General features: G+C 57.2%; 20 protein-coding genes. 12 read left to right on the top strand and 8 right to left on the bottom strand.

Annotation, left to right across the window (positions count from 1 at the left end):
• The first annotated feature begins 1 nt into the window (after position 1).
• From rpsK to D9K61_RS14315, 12 genes are all read left to right on the top strand, one after another.
• Positions 2-391 carry a 30S ribosomal protein S11 gene (gene rpsK / locus D9K61_RS14370; protein ID WP_037311698.1) on the top strand — a complete coding sequence of 130 codons (390 nt, stop codon included), beginning with the start codon at positions 2-4 and terminating at the stop codon, positions 389-391.
• Positions 392-506: 115 nt separating this feature from the next.
• Positions 507-1523 carry a DNA-directed RNA polymerase subunit alpha gene (locus D9K61_RS14365; protein ID WP_120633992.1) on the top strand — a complete coding sequence of 339 codons (1017 nt, stop codon included), beginning with the start codon at positions 507-509 and terminating at the stop codon, positions 1521-1523.
• 117 nt (positions 1524-1640) lie between these two features.
• On the top strand, positions 1641-2063 hold the full coding sequence (rplQ, locus tag D9K61_RS14360; protein WP_120633899.1) for a 50S ribosomal protein L17: 423 nt from the start codon (positions 1641-1643) through the stop codon (positions 2061-2063).
• Positions 2064-2318: 255 nt separating this feature from the next.
• Positions 2319-3674, top strand: coding sequence for a trypsin-like peptidase domain-containing protein (locus D9K61_RS14355; protein WP_120633991.1), 1356 nt, complete (start codon positions 2319-2321; stop codon positions 3672-3674).
• A 3-nt stretch (positions 3675-3677) separates the two neighbouring features.
• A complete protein-coding gene (locus tag D9K61_RS14350; RefSeq protein WP_120633898.1) occupies positions 3678-4988 on the top strand; it encodes a replication-associated recombination protein A in 1311 nt (436 codons plus the stop codon).
• A gap of 456 nt (positions 4989-5444) precedes the next feature.
• On the top strand, positions 5445-6488 hold the full coding sequence (locus D9K61_RS14345; protein ID WP_120633990.1) for an RluA family pseudouridine synthase: 1044 nt from the start codon (positions 5445-5447) through the stop codon (positions 6486-6488).
• Positions 6485-7156 (top strand): HAD-IA family hydrolase, encoded by a 672-nt coding sequence (locus tag D9K61_RS14340; RefSeq protein WP_120633897.1) that lies wholly within the window; start codon positions 6485-6487, stop codon positions 7154-7156. Before D9K61_RS14345 ends, D9K61_RS14340 begins: the two co-directional genes overlap by 4 nt.
• Before the next feature lie 4 nt (positions 7157-7160).
• Positions 7161-7868 (top strand): ATP12 family chaperone protein, encoded by a 708-nt coding sequence (locus D9K61_RS14335; protein ID WP_120633896.1) that lies wholly within the window; start codon positions 7161-7163, stop codon positions 7866-7868.
• A gap of 206 nt (positions 7869-8074) precedes the next feature.
• Entirely contained in the window at positions 8075-9091 is a 1017-nt protein-coding gene (locus D9K61_RS14330) for an amino acid ABC transporter substrate-binding protein (protein ID WP_120633895.1), read from the top strand.
• Positions 9092-9215: 124 nt separating this feature from the next.
• Positions 9216-10448 (top strand): amino acid ABC transporter permease, encoded by a 1233-nt coding sequence (locus tag D9K61_RS14325; RefSeq protein WP_120633894.1) that lies wholly within the window; start codon positions 9216-9218, stop codon positions 10446-10448.
• A 3-nt stretch (positions 10449-10451) separates the two neighbouring features.
• The gene (locus tag D9K61_RS14320; protein ID WP_120633893.1) at positions 10452-11750 is read left to right on the top strand and encodes an amino acid ABC transporter permease; all 1299 of its coding nucleotides are present in this window, start codon (positions 10452-10454) and stop codon (positions 11748-11750) included.
• A 12-nt stretch (positions 11751-11762) separates the two neighbouring features.
• Positions 11763-12554 carry an amino acid ABC transporter ATP-binding protein gene (locus D9K61_RS14315; RefSeq protein WP_120633892.1) on the top strand — a complete coding sequence of 264 codons (792 nt, stop codon included), beginning with the start codon at positions 11763-11765 and terminating at the stop codon, positions 12552-12554.
• Between the two features lie 48 nt (positions 12555-12602).
• On the opposite strand, the gene D9K61_RS14310 is transcribed toward D9K61_RS14315, so the two are convergent.
• The 8 genes from D9K61_RS14310 to yidC form a co-directional block, all read right to left on the bottom strand.
• Entirely contained in the window at positions 12603-13100 is a 498-nt protein-coding gene (locus tag D9K61_RS14310; protein ID WP_120633891.1) for a histidine phosphatase family protein, read from the bottom strand.
• Positions 13097-13792, bottom strand: coding sequence for a ferredoxin (locus tag D9K61_RS14305; protein ID WP_162946906.1), 696 nt, complete (start codon positions 13790-13792; stop codon positions 13097-13099). The genes D9K61_RS14310 and D9K61_RS14305 overlap by 4 nt, the downstream gene beginning before the upstream one ends.
• Before the next feature lie 21 nt (positions 13793-13813).
• Complete coding sequence (gene argB, locus D9K61_RS14300; protein ID WP_120633890.1) at positions 13814-14677, bottom strand: acetylglutamate kinase; 864 nt, start codon at positions 14675-14677, stop codon at positions 13814-13816.
• 113 nt (positions 14678-14790) lie between these two features.
• Positions 14791-16194 (bottom strand): PepSY domain-containing protein, encoded by a 1404-nt coding sequence (locus tag D9K61_RS14295; protein WP_120633988.1) that lies wholly within the window; start codon positions 16192-16194, stop codon positions 14791-14793.
• A gap of 66 nt (positions 16195-16260) precedes the next feature.
• Positions 16261-16599, bottom strand: a complete 339-nt coding sequence (locus D9K61_RS14290; RefSeq protein WP_254055785.1) for a DUF2946 domain-containing protein — start codon at positions 16597-16599, stop codon at positions 16261-16263.
• Positions 16600-16625: 26 nt separating this feature from the next.
• Positions 16626-17279 (bottom strand): ribosome biogenesis GTP-binding protein YihA/YsxC, encoded by a 654-nt coding sequence (gene yihA, locus D9K61_RS14285; RefSeq protein ID WP_120633888.1) that lies wholly within the window; start codon positions 17277-17279, stop codon positions 16626-16628.
• Entirely contained in the window at positions 17276-18013 is a 738-nt protein-coding gene (locus D9K61_RS14280) for an MOSC domain-containing protein (protein WP_120633887.1), read from the bottom strand. Before D9K61_RS14280 ends, yihA begins: the two co-directional genes overlap by 4 nt.
• A complete protein-coding gene (gene yidC / locus D9K61_RS14275) occupies positions 18010-19839 on the bottom strand; it encodes a membrane protein insertase YidC (RefSeq protein WP_120633886.1) in 1830 nt (609 codons plus the stop codon). The genes D9K61_RS14280 and yidC overlap by 4 nt, the downstream gene beginning before the upstream one ends.
• Positions 19840-19945: the final 106 nt, after the last annotated feature.

Here is a 19945-nt window from a genome sequence, read left to right as displayed (position 1 = left end):
GATGGCACGCGAAAAGACTCGTACCAAGAAAAAAGAGCGCAAGAATATCGCATCGGGCGTCGCCCATGTGAATTCGACCTTCAACAACACCAAGATCCTGATCTCGGACGTGCAGGGCAATGCCATTGCATGGTCGTCGGCCGGGACCATGGGGTTCAAGGGGTCGCGTAAATCTACTCCGTATGCTGCTCAGATGGCTGCGGAAGACGCCGGCAAGAAGGCGCAGGATCACGGCGTAAAGACGCTGGAAGTCGAAGTTCAGGGCCCCGGTTCGGGTCGTGAATCGGCACTGCGCGCGCTGGCTGCCGTGGGCTTCAACATCACGTCGATCCGCGACGTGACGCCGATTGCGCACAATGGTTGCCGCCCGCCGAAGCGTCGCCGCGTCTAAGCGAATTAGAATTGAGCTGGGGCCCGCGTTTTCGCACGGCCCCAGCACGTCATTTTGAACCTCGGGCGTCTGCACCTTGTTGGTCATGGGGCGCGGACAGGAATGGAGGGATTACATGATCCATAAGAATTGGGCAGAATTGATCAAGCCGACCCAGCTTGACGGCAAGCCGGGCAACGATCCGGCGCGTCAGGCAACCCTGGTTGCCGAGCCGCTGGAGCGTGGCTTTGGTCTGACACTGGGCAACGCGCTGCGCCGCGTTCTGATGAGCTCGCTGCAAGGCGCGGCCATCACCAGCGTTCAGATCGACAACGTCCTGCACGAGTTCTCGTCAGTCGCTGGCGTTCGCGAAGATGTCACCGACATCATCCTGAACCTCAAGCAGGTTGCCCTGCGCATGGAAGTCGAAGGACCCAAGCGCCTGTCGATCAATGCCAAAGGCCCCGCCGTTGTCACCGCTGGTGACATCAGCGAAAGCGCCGGTATCGAGGTTCTGAACCGCGATCACGTCATCTGCCACCTGGACGATGGCGCCGACCTGTTCATGGAACTGACCGTCAACACCGGCAAGGGTTACGTCTCGGCTGAAAAGAACAAGCCGGAAGACGCCCCCATCGGCCTGATCCCGATCGACGCGATCTATTCGCCGGTCAAAAAGGTTGCCTATGACGTTCAGCCGACCCGCGAAGGTCAGGTTCTGGACTATGACAAGTTGACCCTGAAGATCGACACCGACGGCTCGATCACGCCGGAAGATGCGCTGGCTTTCGCCGCACGTATCCTGCAGGATCAGCTGTCGATCTTCGTCAACTTCGACGAGCCTGAATCGGCTGGCCGCCAGGACGAGGACGATGGTCTGGAGTTCAACCCGCTGCTGCTGAAGAAAGTGGACGAGTTGGAACTGTCGGTTCGTTCGGCAAACTGCCTGAAGAACGACAACATCGTTTACATCGGCGACCTGATCCAAAAGACCGAAGCCGAGATGCTGCGCACCCCGAACTTTGGCCGCAAGTCGCTGAACGAGATCAAAGAAGTGCTGTCTGGCATGGGTCTACACCTCGGCATGGATGTCGAGGACTGGCCGCCAGACAACATCGAAGATCTGGCCAAGAAATTCGAAGACGCGTTTTAAACGCGTCTTCCCCAATGCCCGGGCTGCCGGGGACGATATGGGCACTTCCGCCCCAAGGAGAGCCGGTGACACGCATCGCCGGCCAGACAAAGCAAAAGCTTAAGAAGGAACTAGAAAATGCGTCACGCACGTGGTTATCGCCGCCTGAACCGTACTCATGAGCACCGTAAGGCTCTATTTGCGAACATGGCAGGCTCGCTCATCGAACATGAGCAAATCAAGACAACTTTGCCCAAGGCAAAAGAACTGCGCCCGATCGTTGAAAAACTGATCACTCTGGGCAAACGCGGCGACCTGCACGCTCGTCGTCAGGCCGCATCGCAGCTGAAAGAAGACCAATACGTCGCAAAGCTGTTCGAAATCCTGGGCCCCCGCTACGCCGAGCGTCAGGGCGGTTATGTCCGCATCCTGAAAGCAGGCTTCCGCTATGGCGACATGGCGCCGATGGCGATCATCGAATTCGTTGATCGTGATCTGGACGCCAAAGGCGCGGCTGACAAAGCCCGCGTTGCTGCCGAAGAGGCCGCAGACGAAGAATAAACCTCGCGCATATCCGAGGTAAAACCCCCGTGTCCCGGACGCGGGGGTTTTCTTTTGTGCAGTCAATCTTCTTCAACCCAAAGAAGATCAGCCCAATTCAACAGCGCGGTTGTTTTTTTGGTATGACGCATATGTATTCTCTTGAGGTGCTCCAAAGTCCAAGCTGCTTGCATTCAAGCCAATCGCCCCGCATATCCGTTGAGCAAGATTTTCGGAGGGTCGGCGGTGCGAAAGATCATATGTTCCCTTGTGCTGATGGTAAGCGCATTTGCGGCGGGCGCAGATACGCGGGTTCCTAAAAGCCAGGCCGAAATCAGCCTTGGATTTGCACCGGTGGTCAGACAGGCGTCACCGGCGGTTGTTAACATTTATGCCAAGATTGTCCGACAGGGTCGGGCAAATACCCTATTTTCCGATCCGTTTTTCCAGGATTTCTTTGGCCGAGGGTTTGGTGCGCCGCAGCCGCGTGTTCAGAATTCGCTAGGATCCGGCGTGATCTTGTCCGGTGATGGCTATGTCGTATCCAACTATCACGTCGTGGGCATGGCGACCGAAATTCGCGTTGTTACAACCGACCGGCGGGAGTTCTCGGCCAAAGTCGTGCTGGGGAACGAGGAAAGCGACATTGCCATACTCCGTCTGGAAGAGGCCGAGGATCTTCCTTACTTAAACCTGCGCGATTCAGATCAGGTCGAAGTGGGCGAGCTGGCGCTTGCCATCGGGAACCCGTTTGGGGTGGGTCAGACTGTGTCGTCCGGCATCATTTCCGGGTTGGCGCGAACGGGTACGGCCACCGGCAACGCCCGCGGCTACTTCATCCAGACCGATGCGGCGATCAACCCGGGGAACTCGGGCGGGGCATTGATAGATGTGAACGGGGACCTGATTGGGATCAACACCTCGATCCTGACACGATCTGGCGGATCGAACGGGATCGGTTTTGCCATCCCCGCCAATCTGGTGGCCGAGTTTTTGCGGCAGGCGCAGGCGGGAAACAACAGTTTTGTCAGCCCTTGGGCTGGTATGGCGGGTCAGCATATGAGCGCCGATATCGCTGAATCGCTGGGTCTGGTCATCCCGCAGGGCGTCGTGATCTCTGATCTGCATGAGCTAAGCCCACTGGCAGAAGCGGGACTTCGGGTCGGGGATGTTGTGACGCATGTGGATGGGGATGAGGTGAACTCGCCCGCCGAAATGAAGTTTCGCATGTCTGTGGCCGGTGTTGGGGGCACATCGGTCCTGACACGGATGCGAGGTGAGCAGAGCGCTGAGGTCGAAGTCGCGTTGATCAAGGCCCCTGAGACGCCAACAGCTGATGAAACAACCCTGAGCGAACATACCGTATTGCCCGATCTGACGATCTCACGGATCAACCCGGCCGTGATTTCTCGGCTGGGGTTGTTGTTGTCCCAAACCGGCGTCGTTGTCGTCGATCCTGGGCCCTATGGGGGCCGCGCCGGTCTTCGGGTGGGCGATATTTTGATCGACATCAATGGTGATGAGATACAAGATCCTAGGGACGTCAAGATGGCTTTGACTGATCCAGGTCGCAAAGTGCAAATGACTATCCAACGCGGCGGGCGCACCGTTTCCTTGCGGTTTCGGCTGTAGATCATGAGCGATCTGTTCGACACCGGGGCGACCGAGCCCGTGCCAGCACCGCACCGCCCGCTGGCCGACCGACTACGGCCACAAACGCTGTCCGAGGTCATCGGGCAGGAACAGGTGTTGGGTCCAGATGCGCCATTGGGTGTCATGCTGGCCTCGGGCAGCCTGTCCAGTCTGATTTTCTGGGGGCCTCCGGGTGTCGGAAAGACCACGATTGCAAGGTTGCTCGCGCAGGAAACGGATCTGCATTTTGTCCAGATCAGTGCAATTTTCACGGGTGTTCCGGACCTGAAAAAAGTGTTCGAGGCCGCAAAAATCCGGCGTCAGAACGGGCAGGGCACCCTGTTGTTCGTTGATGAAATTCACCGTTTTAACAAGGCCCAACAGGACGGATTTCTGCCCCATATGGAGGATGGCACCATCCTGCTGGTAGGGGCAACGACGGAAAACCCTTCATTCGAACTCAACGCCGCGGTTCTGAGCCGATCACAGGTTCTGGTGCTCGAACGTCTCAGCCTTACAGATCTGGAGCGCCTGACCCAACGCGCGGAAAAAGAGCTGGACCGCGCCTTGCCGCTGACACCAGCCGCGCGCGATGCGCTTCACGAAATGGCAGATGGAGATGGGCGGGCCCTGCTGAACCTGATTGAGCAGGTTGCAGCATGGAATGTCGAAACCCCACTGGATTCTGATGCCTTGTCGACACGGCTGATGAGGCGCGCGGCAAAATACGACAAATCGGGTGACGAGCATTACAACCTGATCTCGGCGCTACATAAATCGGTACGCGGCTCGGATCCGGACGCGGCGCTATATTGGTTCGCGCGGATGCTGACGGGGGGCGAGGACCCTCGGTTTCTGGCACGCCGGATCACCCGAATGGCCGTTGAAGATATCGGGCTTGCCGATCCTCAGGCACAAGCGATTTGCCTGCAGTCGTGGGAAACATACGAACGCCTTGGCTCACCCGAGGGTGAATTGGCGCTGGCGCAGGCATTGGTCTATCTTGCACTGGCGCCTAAATCCAACGGTGCATATGTCGGGTATAAGGCCGCGATGAAACTGGCCAAGCAGTCCGGCAGTGAACCACCGCCAAAACACATCCTGAACGCGCCGACATCACTGATGAAAGATCAGGGGTATGGGGCCGGTTATGCCTATGACCATGAGGCAGAAGATGGGTTTTCCGGTCAGAACTATTTCCCCGAAACCATGACGCGGCCAGTGTTGTATCACCCTGTCGAGCGTGGCTTTGAGCGCGAGTTGAAGAAGCGGCTGGATTACTTTGCGAAGCTACGGGCGCAGCGAAACAGCTAGTTAACTTCAGTTAGCTGGTCTTTCTTGAAACGTGATTAGTGGCCGGTTGGGACAGTTTTTGCCCAATTAGGTCGTCGTATTATAGGCAAGTGAATGGACGACGTTTGAACGATCATCCATGATCGGTCCGAAGTCAGAAACGCTGTTGATACCGAACATGCAAAAGCTTTGATCGCTGGTTCGCTCATCGAACCCTGTGGTCTGGGCCGTACACGACGCTCGTGAGGCTGAACGGGCCAGCGGGCTCGAGGCGATCCGGCGCGAAGGCACCGCAGACGCTGTTAGGTTTCGCGACGGTGCGGGGCGGGGCGGCGATTTCCAACATCTGAGATCATGATCTGGCGGCGCTTGTCCTTGACTCTTTTGGCTTTGCGCGCGACAGACGCGCATGTTTTCAAACACACTGACATCGGGACAGTCCGAGCGGGGCAGCCGCACGGCGCAAGGGGCAATGGCATGAGTGGCGTGCAGATGATTACGGTTGCAGAAGGTGATGGCGATCAACGCGTGGATCGGTGGCTGCGCCGTCTGTTCCCGCACGTCAACCAAGGCCGCATCGAAAAGATGTGCCGCAAGGGTGAGCTGCGCGTAGATGGCGGCCGGGCCAAAGCTTCTACCCGGCTTGAGGTCGGGCAGGTTGTGCGGGTTCCGCCTCTGCCGGATGCAGATCACAAGCCCGTCGACGTCAAACGGCGGATTTCCGATGCTGACACCAAGATGATCCAGTCCTGTGTCATCTACCGAGACGACCATGTCCTGGCGTTGAACAAGCCCCAGGGTTTGCCAGTTCAGGGCGGCAGTGGTCAGACCCGCCATGTGGACAGCTTGTCCGAGGCTTTGCGGTTTGGCTACGACGAAAACCCACGCCTCGTGCATCGTTTGGACAAGGATACCTCGGGCGTCTTGCTGATGGCCCGCACCCGCGAGGCCGCCAAAGGCTTAACGGCTGCCTTTCGGCACCGTGACACGCGCAAGATCTACTGGGCCTTGGTCGCCGGTGTACCGACCCCTTATCTGGGAGAGATCAAGACAGGTCTGGTCAAGGCGTCTGGTCACGGCAAACAGGGCGAAGGCGAAAAGATGATACCAGTTCATCTGGGCGACCTTGACGACACGCCGGGCGCAAAACGCGCCCATACGCTGTACGCCACATTGTATCGCGTGGCCGGTCGCGCGGCTTGGGTGGCGATGGAGCCGATTACCGGTCGCACCCATCAGTTGCGCGCGCATATGGCTGCTATTGGGCATCCGATCATCGGCGATGGAAAATACGGTGGCTCGGGTCAGGAAAACATGGGCGACGGTTGGGGTGCTCAGTTGGGTGGCATGATCAGCAAAAAGCTGCATCTGCATGCGCAGCGCTTGTCCTTTCAACACCCAACGACCCGCAAACCGATCACAGTGACTGCCCCGCTACCCGAGCATATGAAACATAGCTGGGACACGTTCGGCTGGACCGAAGATCTGGCAGCTGACGATCCGTTTGAGGCGCTGCAATGAGCGCACCCTTGCGGTTGGTTCTCTTTGATGTCGACGGTACGTTGGTCGACAGTCAGGTTAGCATCGTCCACGCAATGACGGCCAGCTTTCGGGCTGCTTCGGTCGCTGTGCCGGATCGCGATGCGATTTTGTCGATAGTTGGATTGTCATTGCCCCACGCCATGGCCCAACTGGCACCGGATCAGCCGACTTCGGTTCAAGAGGCATTGGTCGAGGGTTACAAGCAGGCCTATCACGCGCATCGGCTGGAACTGGGCGCGGCCAGCTCTCCGCTTTATCCAGGCGCCAGAGAGGTTATTGAAACGCTGCACGCAATCCCCGAAGTGCTCCTGGGTGTTGCAACAGTAAAATCTCAGCGCGGACTGGATGCGCTGATCGAGGTGCATGGGCTTGAGCAGTACTTTGTGACCCGGCAAGTTGCCGATCACCATCCGTCGAAGCCGCATCCTTCGATGGTGCAGACGGCATTGGCGGAAACCGGTGTGTCAGAGGCGAATGCCGCGATGATTGGCGACACCAGCTTTGACATGGATATGGCGGCAGCTGCTGGGGTGACCGGCATCGGTGTATCCTGGGGCTATCACGATAACTCCGCCCTGACCGCTGCGGCATGTGTGATTGAAACCTTCGACCAGTTGCCCACCACACTGGCCAAGATCTGGACTTGAACTCATGAGCGAGTGGAAACCGAAACGGTTTTGGACAGAAAGCGCAGTTGTCGAAGCCGATGGCGGTTATACGGTTGAACTGGATGGCAGCCGGGTCAAAACACCGGCGAGGGAAACATTGACCCTGCCGACCCGCGCCATGGCTGAGGCTGTCGGCGCCGAATGGGACGCGCAGGACAAGGTGGTGGACCCGGCACTGATGCCGTTCACCCGCACGGCCAACGCGGCGATCGATAAGGTGCGCATTCAGCATCGCGAGGTCGCCGATATGCTGGCCGACTACGGCGATTCCGATCTGCTGTGTTACCGGGCAACGCATCCTCAGGAATTGCTGAACAAGCAGTCTGCTGAATGGGATCCGGCACTGGATTGGGCGGCCGACACGTTTTCGGCTCGGTTGGTGCCCGTGTCCGGAGTTCTGCATCAACCGCAATCAGATGAAGCCCTGGCGAACCTGCGACAGCATGTTCACGCATTGGATGAGTTTCAACTGGCTGCATTCCACGATCTAGTCAGCCTGTCGGGGTCTTTGATTCTCGGGTTTGCGGCGGCGATGAATTGGCGCGCGCCGGACGAGATCTGGCGTATTTCAAGGCTGGATGAGCTGTGGCAGATCGAACAATGGGGCCATGATGATGAAGCCCATGCAGCTTCTGAAACCAAGAAAACTGCGTTTTTGCACGCCAAGAACTTCTTCGATATATCGGTTTGATCCTTTCTGACCTAAAAATTGGCCGCATGAGCAAAACCAATGGGCTCGACCCATCGTTTTCGCTGATCCAACCCTTGACGTTTGTTTATGAATGCGACCAAACTCATGCCCACTAAAGGGGAGACACCTTTGGGGTAACCTTTCCGGCATCCACTTGCCGGACAGAGCCGCCTCAATCAGGGGCGGAAAATCAGGAAGAGGTAAAAATGAAAAAATCCGTAATCTTGGGCGCGGCAACGATTGCCGGTCTGGCCGCTGGTGCAGCCGTGGCAGGAACCGTCGACGACGTTAAGGCGCGCGGTACACTGAACTGCGGTGTGACCACAGGTCTGGTCGGCTTTGCTGCGCCCGATGCAAATGGCGAATGGCAGGGTTTTGACGTATCCGTCTGTCGCGCGGTTGCCGCGGCCGTTCTGGGTGACGCGAACGCTGTTGAATTTGTTCCGACCACCGGTAAGACACGCTTTACCGCGCTGGCGTCGGGCGAGATCGACATGCTGGCTCGTAACACGACCTGGACCTTCAGCCGCGACGTCGACCTGAAGTTCGAATTCACTGGCGTAAACTACTATGACGGTCAGGGCTTCATGGTTCCCAAGGCACTGGGCGTAAGCTCGGCCAAGGAACTGGACGGCGCCCGCGTTTGTATCCAGACCGGCACCACCACCGAGCTGAACCTGGCCGATTTCTTCCGTGCCAACAACATCAGCTACGAGCCGGTTCCGATCGAAACCAACGCTGAAGCACAGCAGCAGTACCTGGCAGGTGCGTGTGACGTTTACACCACCGACGCTTCGGGCCTGGCCGCAACCCGTGCTACGTTCGAAAACCCGGATGAGCACGTGCTGCTGCCTGAAATCATCTCGAAAGAGCCGCTGGGCCCGCTGGTCCGTCACGGCGATCACGAGTGGGGCGACGTTGTACGCTGGACTCTGAACGCCATGATTTCAGCAGAAGAACTGGGCGTCACCTCGGCCAATATCGATGAGCTGAGCGCCGGCACCGACAACCCAGAAGTCAACCGTCTGCTGGGCACCGAAGGTACCTTGGGCGAGATGCTGGGTCTGGACGCTGACTGGGCTGCACGCGCGATCAAAGCGGGTGGCAACTATGGTGAAGTGTTTGCCAAAAACATCGGGGAAGAAACTCCGATCGGTCTGGCACGCGGTCTGAACGCACAGTGGACCGATGGTGGTCTGCTTTATTCACCGCCGTTCCGCTAAGACTAAAGGGAAGAGGGCGCGGGGCAACTCGCGCCCTCTTCCATAATAAACTGCTGCGGGCAGATGTAGAGCGGGGAAAACCTCGCCAGAATAAGTAGCCCGCAAGCTACGGGGATCCCAAAATATGTCGACTATGACTGACCCGCCGAAATCTGAATTTCGGCTGTCGATGCTCATAAACGATACCCGCTATCGCTCACTGACATTTCAGGTGATCGCGGCCATCGTTATTGCGCTTTGTATCTGGTATCTGGGCAACAACCTGATCCAGAATTTGAGAGCCGCAGGGCTCAATATTTCATATTCATTCCTCGGCGATGCCGCCGGGTACGACATCAACCAGCGACTGGTCGAATACGATAGCCAGTCCTCGCACGCACGTGCGGCTTTGGTTGGTCTGTTGAACACGCTGCTGGTGGCGTTTCTTGCCTGTATCACCGCAACCATCTTTGGTGTGACTGCCGGTGTTCTAAGGCTGTCCAACAACTGGCTCGTGTCGAAACTTATGGCGGTCTATGTCGAGATCTTCCGGAATATTCCGGTGCTGATCTGGATCATCATCATCTTCACGATAATGACGGCGGTTCTACCTGCACCAAGCGCCTTCCGTGGTGAAAACCCGTCATCCAGCATGTTGTTTGACGCTTTTGCGTTCACCAACCGGGGTGCATATGTCCCGCGACCTGAGTTCGCGAACGGGTTGTTCAGCTCAACAGCGCTGAACTGGTTGCTGGTTATTGCGTTTCTGATTGGATCCTGGTTCGCCACGCGCGAGATCAACAAAAGGGCAACAAAGAAGCAGGAAGAGACCGGTGAACGGCCCAAGACACTGATCTTGAATCTGGCTGTATGGCTGGTGCCGTTTGCCCTGCTGATGGTCGTGATGGGTCTGACCTGGAACATCCCGGAACTCAAACGGTTCAACTTCAGTGGCGGCATCAATGTCGGCGGCCCGCTGATCGCCCTGTGGTTTGCGCTGTCGATCTATACTGGCGCGTTTATCGCAGAAAACGTGCGTGCGGGCATTCAGGCCATCTCGAAAGGTCAAACCGAGGCTGCGGGCGCTCTGGGGTTGCGTCAGGGTCGGATCATGAACCTTGTGGTCCTGCCGCAGGCACTGCGTGTGATCATTCCACCATTGATTTCGCAGTATCTGAACATCACCAAAAACTCGTCGCTGGCGATTGCCGTGGGGTATGCGGATATCACTGCGACGCTGGGTGGCATCACGCTGAACCAAACTGGTCGCGCGATCGAATGTGTTCTGTTGCTGATGTTGTTCTACCTCACAGCTTCGCTGCTGATTTCGACGGTGATGAACTTCTACAACGCTTCCGTTAAGCTGAAGGAGCGCTGAGCCATGGCTGATCAAACAAATAATCCGATCGCGTTTGTGGCTGACGGGAACATCCCGGAATCACCTCCTCCTGCCCGCGAAACCGGCGTGGTCAAATGGCTTCGTGAAAACCTATTTTCGGGCGTGGCGAACACGATCCTGACGGTTCTGTCGCTGATCCTGGTCTACCTGTTGTTGAAAAACACGTTGCCTTGGATCTTTAACGGGGTCTGGAATGCGAATTCGCTGGCAGAATGCCGAGAGATACTGGCGGGCAAAACCGGTGCGTGTTTCGCGGTGCTTGCCGAACGCTGGCCACAGCTGATCTATGGGTTCAAATACCCGGTCGATTCCTATTGGCGTCCGAACCTGGCCCTTGTCCTTATGCTGGTTGCGTTTGCTCCGGTTCTGTTCTTTGACCTGCCGCGCAAACTGCTGTTGTTCACGGCCGTATACCCGTTCATCGCGTTCTGGCTGATCTGGGGTGGCAGCATCCTGGTACCGCTGGTCGCTCTGATCGGATGTGTGGTCGCAGGCGGCGTCTTCCAGAAATTTGGCAAGAACAGCTTTGCTGCAGGGTTCTTTGGGGCCATCGTTGTCGCTTTGGTCATCTGGAATATCGGCGGTGCGCTGATCCCTGAAAGCGCATCACAAAATGCGTGGCTTTCATCCGTGCCCAGCCGTGATCTGGGTGGCTTCATGCTGAACATGATGCTGGGTGTGACCTGCGTGTCGCTCTCTGTGCCTTTGGGTATCGCCTTGGCATTGGGACGTCAGTCGAACATGCCACTGATCAAGTGGGTCTGCGTCATCTTTATCGAATTCATTCGTGGCGTGCCGTTGATCACGCTGCTGTTTGTGGCTTCGGTGATGCTGGCGTATTTCTTCCCGCCTGACAGCACGGTCGACCTGTTCCTGCGCGTCGTGATCATGATCACCATGTTCTCGGCCGCTTATATCGCCGAGGTGATCCGCGGCGGTCTGGCAGCCTTGCCGCGCGGGCAGTACGAAGCAGCGGACAGTCTGGGTCTCGACTACCCTCAGGCGATGCGGCTGATCATCCTGCCACAGGCATTGAAGATCTCGATCCCTGGTATCGTGAATGTCGCGGTGGGTCTGTTCAAGGATACCGTGCTGGTCTCGGTCATCTCGATGTTCGACCTGTTGGGTATGATTCGCGGGCCGATCCTGGCTTCGACCGAATGGAATGGCGTCTACTGGGAGCTGCTGGGCTTTGCCTCGCTCCTGTTCTTTGTCGTGTGCTACGGCATCTCACAATATTCGCAGTGGCTCGAACGTCGTCTTGCCACTGATCATCATTAAGGAGTTCAACACATGTCTGAACTTGCAATTGAACGTGAAATCGACCGCTCGAAAATGCAGGTGAGCGATGAGATCGCCATCGACATCAACGGAATGAACAAGTGGTACGGATCTTTCCACGTGCTGCGCGACATCAATCTGACCGTCAATCAGGGCGAGCGGATCGTGATCGCGGGGCCGTCGGGGTCAGGGAAATCAACCCTGATCCGCTGCCTGAACGCGTTGGAAGAACACCAGCAGGGTTCTATCGTTGTGGATGGGATCGAGCTGTCGAATGACCTCAAGAACATCGACAAGATCCGGTCCGAGGTTGGCATGGTGTTCCAACACTTCAACCTTTTCCCGCATCTGACCATTCTGGAGAACTGCACGCTGGCCCCGATCTGGGTGCGCAAGACGCCCAAGAAAGAGGCCGAAGAGCGCGCCATGCACTTCCTGGAAAAGGTGAAGATCCCCGAGCAGGCGGATAAGTATCCTGGTCAGCTTTCGGGTGGTCAGCAGCAGCGTGTGGCGATTGCCCGAAGCCTGTGCATGATGCCGCGGATCATGCTGTTTGATGAACCGACCTCGGCCCTTGACCCGGAAATGATCAAAGAGGTGCTCGACACTATGATTGAGCTGGCCGAAGAGGGTATGACCATGCTGTGCGTGACGCACGAGATGGGCTTTGCCCGTCAGGTGGCGAACCGCGTGATCTTCATGGATGAGGGTCAGATCGTGGAGCAGAATGAACCGGAAGAGTTCTTCAACAACCCCAAAAGCGAGCGGACCAAACTGTTCCTCAGCCAGATTCTGGGGCACTGACCCAGTTCAATATCAATGCAAGAAGGCGGGGCAGGTCCTCGCCTTTTTCTATTCCAGCAACTCACGCGGAATGACAAAACCCAAAACCTCACCGCTGTGCCATTGGACATCTGCCCAACTGGCAACATCAAAGCGGACAACGGTCGTCGCACAGGTAGGGTAATCGTGGAACCTTATGTGGTTCGGCGCTTGCCGAACGATCTGATCGGCGAAGGCCGCGATCCCGGGGTTGTGCCCCAGCATCAACACACAGGTCCCTGTGGCGCCTTCCAGGACGTTTAGCATGTCATGGGCCCCGGCGTGATACAGGCGGCGCGCGAAGCCAGTCGAGTTGGGCTGCAACCCCATCCTTTCGTATGTCTCGCGTGTGCGGGCAGCGGTAGAGCAGATAACCTCATCAGGGAGCCAGCCATTTCTTGTCAGCCAAGCACCAATGGCAGGTGCCGACTTTCGCCCGCGTTTGTTCAAAGGACGGTCATGGTCTGACTGTAGCGGGTCGTCCCAACTTGATTTTGCATGGCGTGTCAGGATCAGGGTGCGGCTCATGTCGGGTGAAATGCTCTCATGTGGTGGGAGGACTGTTCCGCACGGCGACCTGCGCCTTTACTGAGAGGGCAAGCCAGCCGTACGGCACATCCACCGGTCATGCAGATTTGGCCCGCAGCTGTGCTCAGGTACCTGTGGCAGGCGTCGACATTGTAAAAACTCTCGGCATTCAGGGCGCCCACAGGGCAGGTTGATGTACAGGGCGCGTCACAGGTGATGCAGGGTGAGGGTGCCGATGCTTCTGGTACGTCAAATTCAGAGGGGAAGTGGAGCGCGCCGCGAAACGAGATCATCATCCCCACCGTGTCATGCACCAGCGCCCCTACGGGGCTGCTGAACGTCCGCCCTGACTTAAGCGCCCAGTCGATGAAAGGGGCATATGGCGGGCCGCCAAAGGGAAAATGCGCCTGTGCGCCCAGATCACTGGCCATGTCCCCGATGACCCGCGAAGACCACCGATCAACCGGATCAGGGTGTTGATCGAGCCATTCGGGCGAGGCCTTTAACGCAGGCCAGAACGCATCACCTGCGCCGAGCAGGACCAGTGTACCACCTTCGGGGTGTTTGGCCTGGGTCACGCGGGGGTGCAGTGCCCCCATAACGATCAATCCTGTCTCGCTCGCGGTTTCTTCGACGCGGGCGTAGGACAAACGGCTGCTTGTCTCAGAGGTAGTTTCAGACTGTTCCGCCATACCCCCTCCGCGCCTTTTGGCTTAGTCTGGCCGGATCAGCGAACCGGCACCGTGTTCCGTGAACAATTCCAGCAGTACCGCATTCGGCGCACGCCCGTCCAGAATGACAACTGCGCGTACTCCGCTGTGCAAGGCATCCAGCGCGGTTTCGGTTTTCGGGATCATCCCGCCAGCAATCGTCCCTTCGAGCGTCATCTCGCGGATCTGCCCCGCTTTCAGTTCAGTGACCACATCACCGGCAGCGTTTTTGACACCAGAAACGTCCGTCAGCAACAACAGGCGGTCTGCCTTCAAGGCCGAGGCGATTGCCCCCGCTGCAGTGTCGCCATTGACGTTGAATGTTTCCCCGTCATTACCAGCACCCAGCGGTGCGATGACCGGGATCACGTCATGCGAAAACAGATCGTGCAAAACCTTTGGGTTCATCTGCGCGGGTGAACCGACGAACCCCAAGGAGGCATCCGTTTGGTCGCAGGTCATCAGATTGGCGTCTTTGCCCGAAAGGCCAACAGCGGTGCCACCCTGACGGTTGATCGCCTGAACAATACGTTTGTTCACAAGGCCCGAAAGCACCATCTCGACGACTTCAACCGTTGCTTTGTCGGTGACACGTTTGCCATTTACAAACTCGGACTGGATATCCAATTGGCTCAACATCGCGTTGATCATCGGCCCGCCACCATGCACGACAACAGGGTTCACACCGACCTGCCGCATCAGAACCACATCACGTGCGAAGCTCTCCATGGCTTCGTCACTGCCCATGGCGTGGCCGCCCAGTTTGATGACGACAATAGCATCGTCATAGCGCTGCAGATAAGGCAGTGCGCTGTTCAATGTGGCGGCAGTTGCGATCCAATCCCGGTTCATATCTCTTGTCTTCATGGCTGTCAGTCCTCTGATCAACCCTGTTAGGGCCTTTGGAACGGGCTGCCAAGACCAGATAGCAGCAATTGCTGCAAAGTGCGGCTGCGCCTGGTCAGCGCAGCCGCACCAGATCAGCTTAAGGCCCGTTTCATCGCGGGGATGTTGTTCAAGATCAGCAGGTCAAAGACCAGAACACCAAGCAGTGTCAGGCCGACTAAGGGGAAGGCCATTGCCGTGAACAGTCCGATCAGGACGGCACCTTTCCAAAGCGGCATTTCCGCCGGCGATGGCGGGGCTGCCAATCGTCCGGCGCGTTGGGGGCGACGCATAAGCCACATCACAACGCCTGAGATGCAGACAAAGATCACAGACAGGCAGAAGACGACATTGAGTACGAAGTTCCACGTGCCCATCAATCCCATGTGAAACGGGATACCTAGGGCCATGCTTTTACCCATCAGCGAGTAATCCTCGTATCGCACATCGGCGAGGATCTTTCCGGTGTACTGATCTACGTGAACGGTGCGGTCATTCCCCGGATCTGTTGAATCGCTGCTCATGCTGTCGCGGTTCAGGGTCCAGACCCCGCTGTCACCACTTGGGTAAGCCACGCGGAAACGCCCTGTCATGTCGAGAGTTGTTCCAAGCGCAACAAGCGCGTCGATATTGATCGTCGTTCCCTCGGGCACGCCGTCAATACCTGCCTTAGATCCGGAGGCGGGCATCGGTGTCTGCTCAAGTGCCCAAGGGACGTCATTTTGATGTCCGTGGTTCATGCTGGCATGCAGATCATCCGACAATGGCACATTGTCCCATTTCTCGGCTGGAAAACTGCTCCAGGCCTGGACGAACATACCGCCCCAGACGCCAGCCCAGGACAGGCCTGAGATCAAGAAGACGACCAGCAAACCCGACATCCAAATCCCGACGACAGAGTGAAGCGACTTCCACAGGGCCCGTCCCCTGGCGCGGAAATTGGGCACAAAGGCCGATACAGCGTTTCCACGCGGCCACCAAAGGTAGAGTCCGGTAAAGATCAGAACCAGGCTCAGACCAGCGGCAACTTCGAGGATCCGGTCTCCGGTCGTTCCGATCATGAGGGACGAGTGAATGTTGTCTGCAAGATCATACCAACCCGCCCGACGGTCCCATATTTCCAGTACCTCGCCGGCATAGGGATCCACGGCCACAAGGCGCTGACCGCCTTCCGTTTTGATGCGGAAAACAGTGGCCAGATAGCCTCCCTTTGGGCCAATCCATTCGACCACCGACCCCGGCACCTCGGTCAGCGCGACCTCGGCTTGTTGAGAAACGGGCAGGGCTGTGCCCTGAATCTCGACGCTGATCTTTTCGCCGTCACGGCCGTCGAATTGCGTGATGAACATCATCATCAACCCAGTTACGGCGAGAGTTATCAGAAATGGGATCACAAATATCCCGGCGTAGAAATGCCACCTCCAGGCAGCAAAGTAGAATTTTTGCACAGTACGGTTCTGCGCGGGGCTTTGCCCCATAGTTTGGCTGTTCATTGCCATATCAATCTCCAGATGCGGAATTGCCCTGCGCACGAGGTGCGCAGGTGCAAACAAGACTTCGCTGTTTCAGGAGGTTTGAGGTGGCGCTCGCGCGTCATAGCGGGCATGGAAACCCGCGCTGCGGTGTGTGAATTCCGCGTACGCCCAGCGCAGTTGTAGTGGAAAGTCGAGGTGTTTCAGGGCGCCCGAATTTGGCACATTCGCATCTGCAAACAGCCCCGCAAACGAACACTTCGATCGGTTGTCTGTCTCGTCATGCATTGGATCGCTTGGGTCCAGATCAACCCATTGCTCGATCGTTCCTTCCCCGGTGCATATGACAAGCAGGACTTTGCCGTCCTGACCCTGCGTTGGCATCCAACCCTGCGGGATCGCTCCGGTCGCGACCAAGGCAAGAAGGGTCACAAGACTGAGGAGGCGCGCGATCGCTTTCATTCCAGATGCGCGATGATCGAGCGCAAAGTTGGAACACCGTCATTCTTTTCAGACGAGGTCAGTACGATTTCAGGGTAGGCTGCCGGGTGTTTGGACAAGGCGGTGCGCACCTGATCTAGCACTTTTTCACGATCCTTGACTTTAACCTTATCCGCCTTGGTCATAACGCACTGAAATGTAACCGCGCTGGTGTCCAAAAGTTTCATGATCTCGTCATCGACCGATTTCACCCCGTGGCGCGCGTCGATCAGAACAAAGGCGCGACGCAGGGTTTGGCGTCCGCTCAGGTATTTTTTCAGCAGCCGCTGCCATTTCTCGACAATTTTAAGCGGCGCATTGGCGTAGCCATATCCTGGCAGGTCGACCAAATACAGCTCTGGGCCTTGTGTGAAGAAGTTGATCTCTTGCGTGCGACCTGGCGTGTTTGATGCGCGCGCTAAACCTTTGGTACCAGTCAGTGCATTGATCAGACTGGATTTCCCCACATTTGACCGTCCTGCGAAACAAACCTCAAGCCGGTCAGGGGCCGGCAGGCCATCCATTCCGACGACACCTTTGACGAACTCTGATGGGCCTGCGAACAGTTTGCGGCCGCGTTCCAAGGAAAAGGCGTCGGGGTCTTCAGCCAGTGGAAAAGGAAGTGAGGTCATAGCACCTGAACCTTGTCACCAACACGGATGTTGCCGCCCCGAACCACGACGGCATAAACGCCGAAATCCTGATGGTCCCAGCTGTTCAAGGCGCCCAGCGTATCTGCATCCCGCTCACCGGTCTCTGGATTGGCAGTGGTTGCGAGGCAGCGCACTATGCGCTCGCGCACGTTGAACACGGCCTCGCCGATCTGAACATCCTTACCCAGCCAGTCAAACTCTTCCCACAAGGGCAGGCCATCAAACCAGATGTTTCCACGCCAGCGACAAACCGACAGGTCACGGCCCAGCTTCTGTTCTACCGCACGGTGCGAGGCCATGTTGCACAAGCTGATCGACGGAAAATCGCTGTCTGTCATCCCGCGACCCGGAACACGAATGATCCGCGCGGATGCGGCGCGATCTGCGGGCATCAGTGGTTTGACCCAGTTTAGAAACGCGTCCTGCTCGGAATCAGGGGCAAACTGCAAATCCGGCTGCTGAGGATGGCTGAGCGTAACAGTGTCGCCCTCAAGACGTGCAGAAATAGCCATCAGATTTGGTGCCTTCGATCCGCGGCTGAAGTTGGCGCAAGGCACCCATTTGCTGCCGTCGGCCTTAGACGCCTCATGGGCGACCGCCCAAACGCGATCCCCGGGCAGTGTCTGCCCGGGAGATACAGTTACGTCATCAAGGCTTTCGCGCCCATGGCTTTTGATTGGATGCCGCCACAGGCTGGTGATCGATCCGCTCATTTGTCATCCGTTTTTGGCGTCCGTTTGAACCCGGATATGATGTTGCCAAACACGTCCGGCTTAAATCCCTGACTACGCATGATCAAGTATTGCTGGGTGAACGTTATCGTGTTGTTGGCGATCCAGTAGACAACCAGGCCGCTGGCGAAACCGCCCAGCATGAACATGAAGACCCATGGCATCCAGGCAAAGATCATTGCTTGTGTCGCGTCCGTTGGTGCCGGATTCAGTTTCTGCTGCAGCCACATCGAAATGCCCAATAGCAGAGGCAGGATACCAATAAAGATCAATGCCATCAAACTATCTGGCTGCGGACCGGCCCAAGGCAGCCAGCCAAAGAAGTTCATGATCGAGGTCGGATCTGGCGCGCTGAGATCCTGGAACGGCCCAAACCAGGGGGCTTGACGCAGTTCGATCGTGACAAAGATCACCTTGTACAATGAGAAAAAGATGGGGATCTGCATCAGGATCGGCAAACAGCCTGCGGCCGGGTTCACCTTTTCCTTCTTGTACAGTTCCATCATACCTTGCTGCATCTTCGGACGGTCGTCACCTGCGGCCTCTTTCAGGGCCTCCATCTGCGGCTGCAATTCCTTCATCTTCGCCATCGAGACGTAGGATTTGAAGGCAAGCGGGAACAGGATTGCTTTGATGATCAGGGTCAGGGCGATGATCGACCAGCCCATGTTGCCAATCAGGGCGTTGATGTTGTGCAGCAACCAGAAAATCGGCTTGGTCAGGAAAGAGAACCAGCCCCAGTCGATGCTCTCGATGAACTTTTGCACCCCTTCCGCCTCATATTCGCGGATGGTTTCCCATTCCTTTGCCCCGGCAAACAGGCGTGTGGTGACCTGCTCGGTCGCACCGGGCGCAACGGTCAGGGTCGGCAGAACCGTTTCTGTCTGATAAATCTTGCGGCGGGCATCGTATTTTGCCGCAGCTTTGAAGGTCGCACCTTCTGCGGGGATCAGGGTGGTCATCCAATAGTGATCGGTAAACCCAACCCAGCCACCTTCTTTGACCTGAAATACCTCGGCTTGGGCGCGTTCGACTGGATCGATGTCGAAATCCTGAACGTCGCCATAATCGATTTCGTCGAGAACGCCATCGGCCATGACCATCACGCCTTCATGCAGGATGAAGAAGTTCTTCAACCCGGGCAGGTCCCCGTCTTCGCCAATTCCGTGACGGGCCAGAATGCCATAGGGGGCCATACCAACCTCGGCGTCAGTGGCGTTTTCCACTGACTGTGTCACCGAGAACATGTAATCCTCGTCCACCGATATGGTGCGGCGGAATGTCAGACCGCTTTCATTGTTCCAGACCAACGTAATAGGCGTGTCAACGCCCAGCGTATCGCCCTGCTCAAGCGTCCACAGGGTGTTTGGGCCTGGAACATCCGTGCCAGTCACTCCGGCACCTGGCGCCCAGCCATATAGCGCGTAGTAGGCGGATTCTGATCCGACGGGGGACAAGAGTTCGACGATAGGTGCGCCTTCTTTGATCGAAACCTTGTAATCCTTCAAGAACAGCTCATCGATACGTCCACCCGACAGAGACAGGCTGCCTTGCAGGCGCGGCGTATCGATCTGAACACGGGGGGCCTGATCTTCGGGCAAAGCCTCCTCGGCGGAAGCTGTCGCCTCGCCCACGGTGCCCGTGCCGGACGCGCTTGGGGCTTGAACCTCATCGCCTTGCGCAGCGGTGATTTCGGACTGCTCGGGTACAGGTGCCGGCTCTGGCGGAGGGAACAGGACAAACCAAACCAGGATCACCAGGAAGCTGAGCGCGGTTGCGAGGATGAGATTCTTGTTCTGATCGTCCATCTGGGACAGGCACCTTGAGCAGTGAAAGACACCCGCAGGGTTCAACAGAGTGCAGGCCGAAAGGTCAAGCGGAATCGCCCGTCATTTCGTCACGGATGGGTCTTCT

The sequence above is a fragment of the Ruegeria sp. EL01 genome (genome assembly GCF_900313035.1).
Lineage (GTDB): Bacteria > Pseudomonadota > Alphaproteobacteria > Rhodobacterales > Rhodobacteraceae > Ruegeria.
Note: the sequence above shows the minus strand (reverse complement) of the source record. Positions and strands in the feature narration are given on the sequence as shown.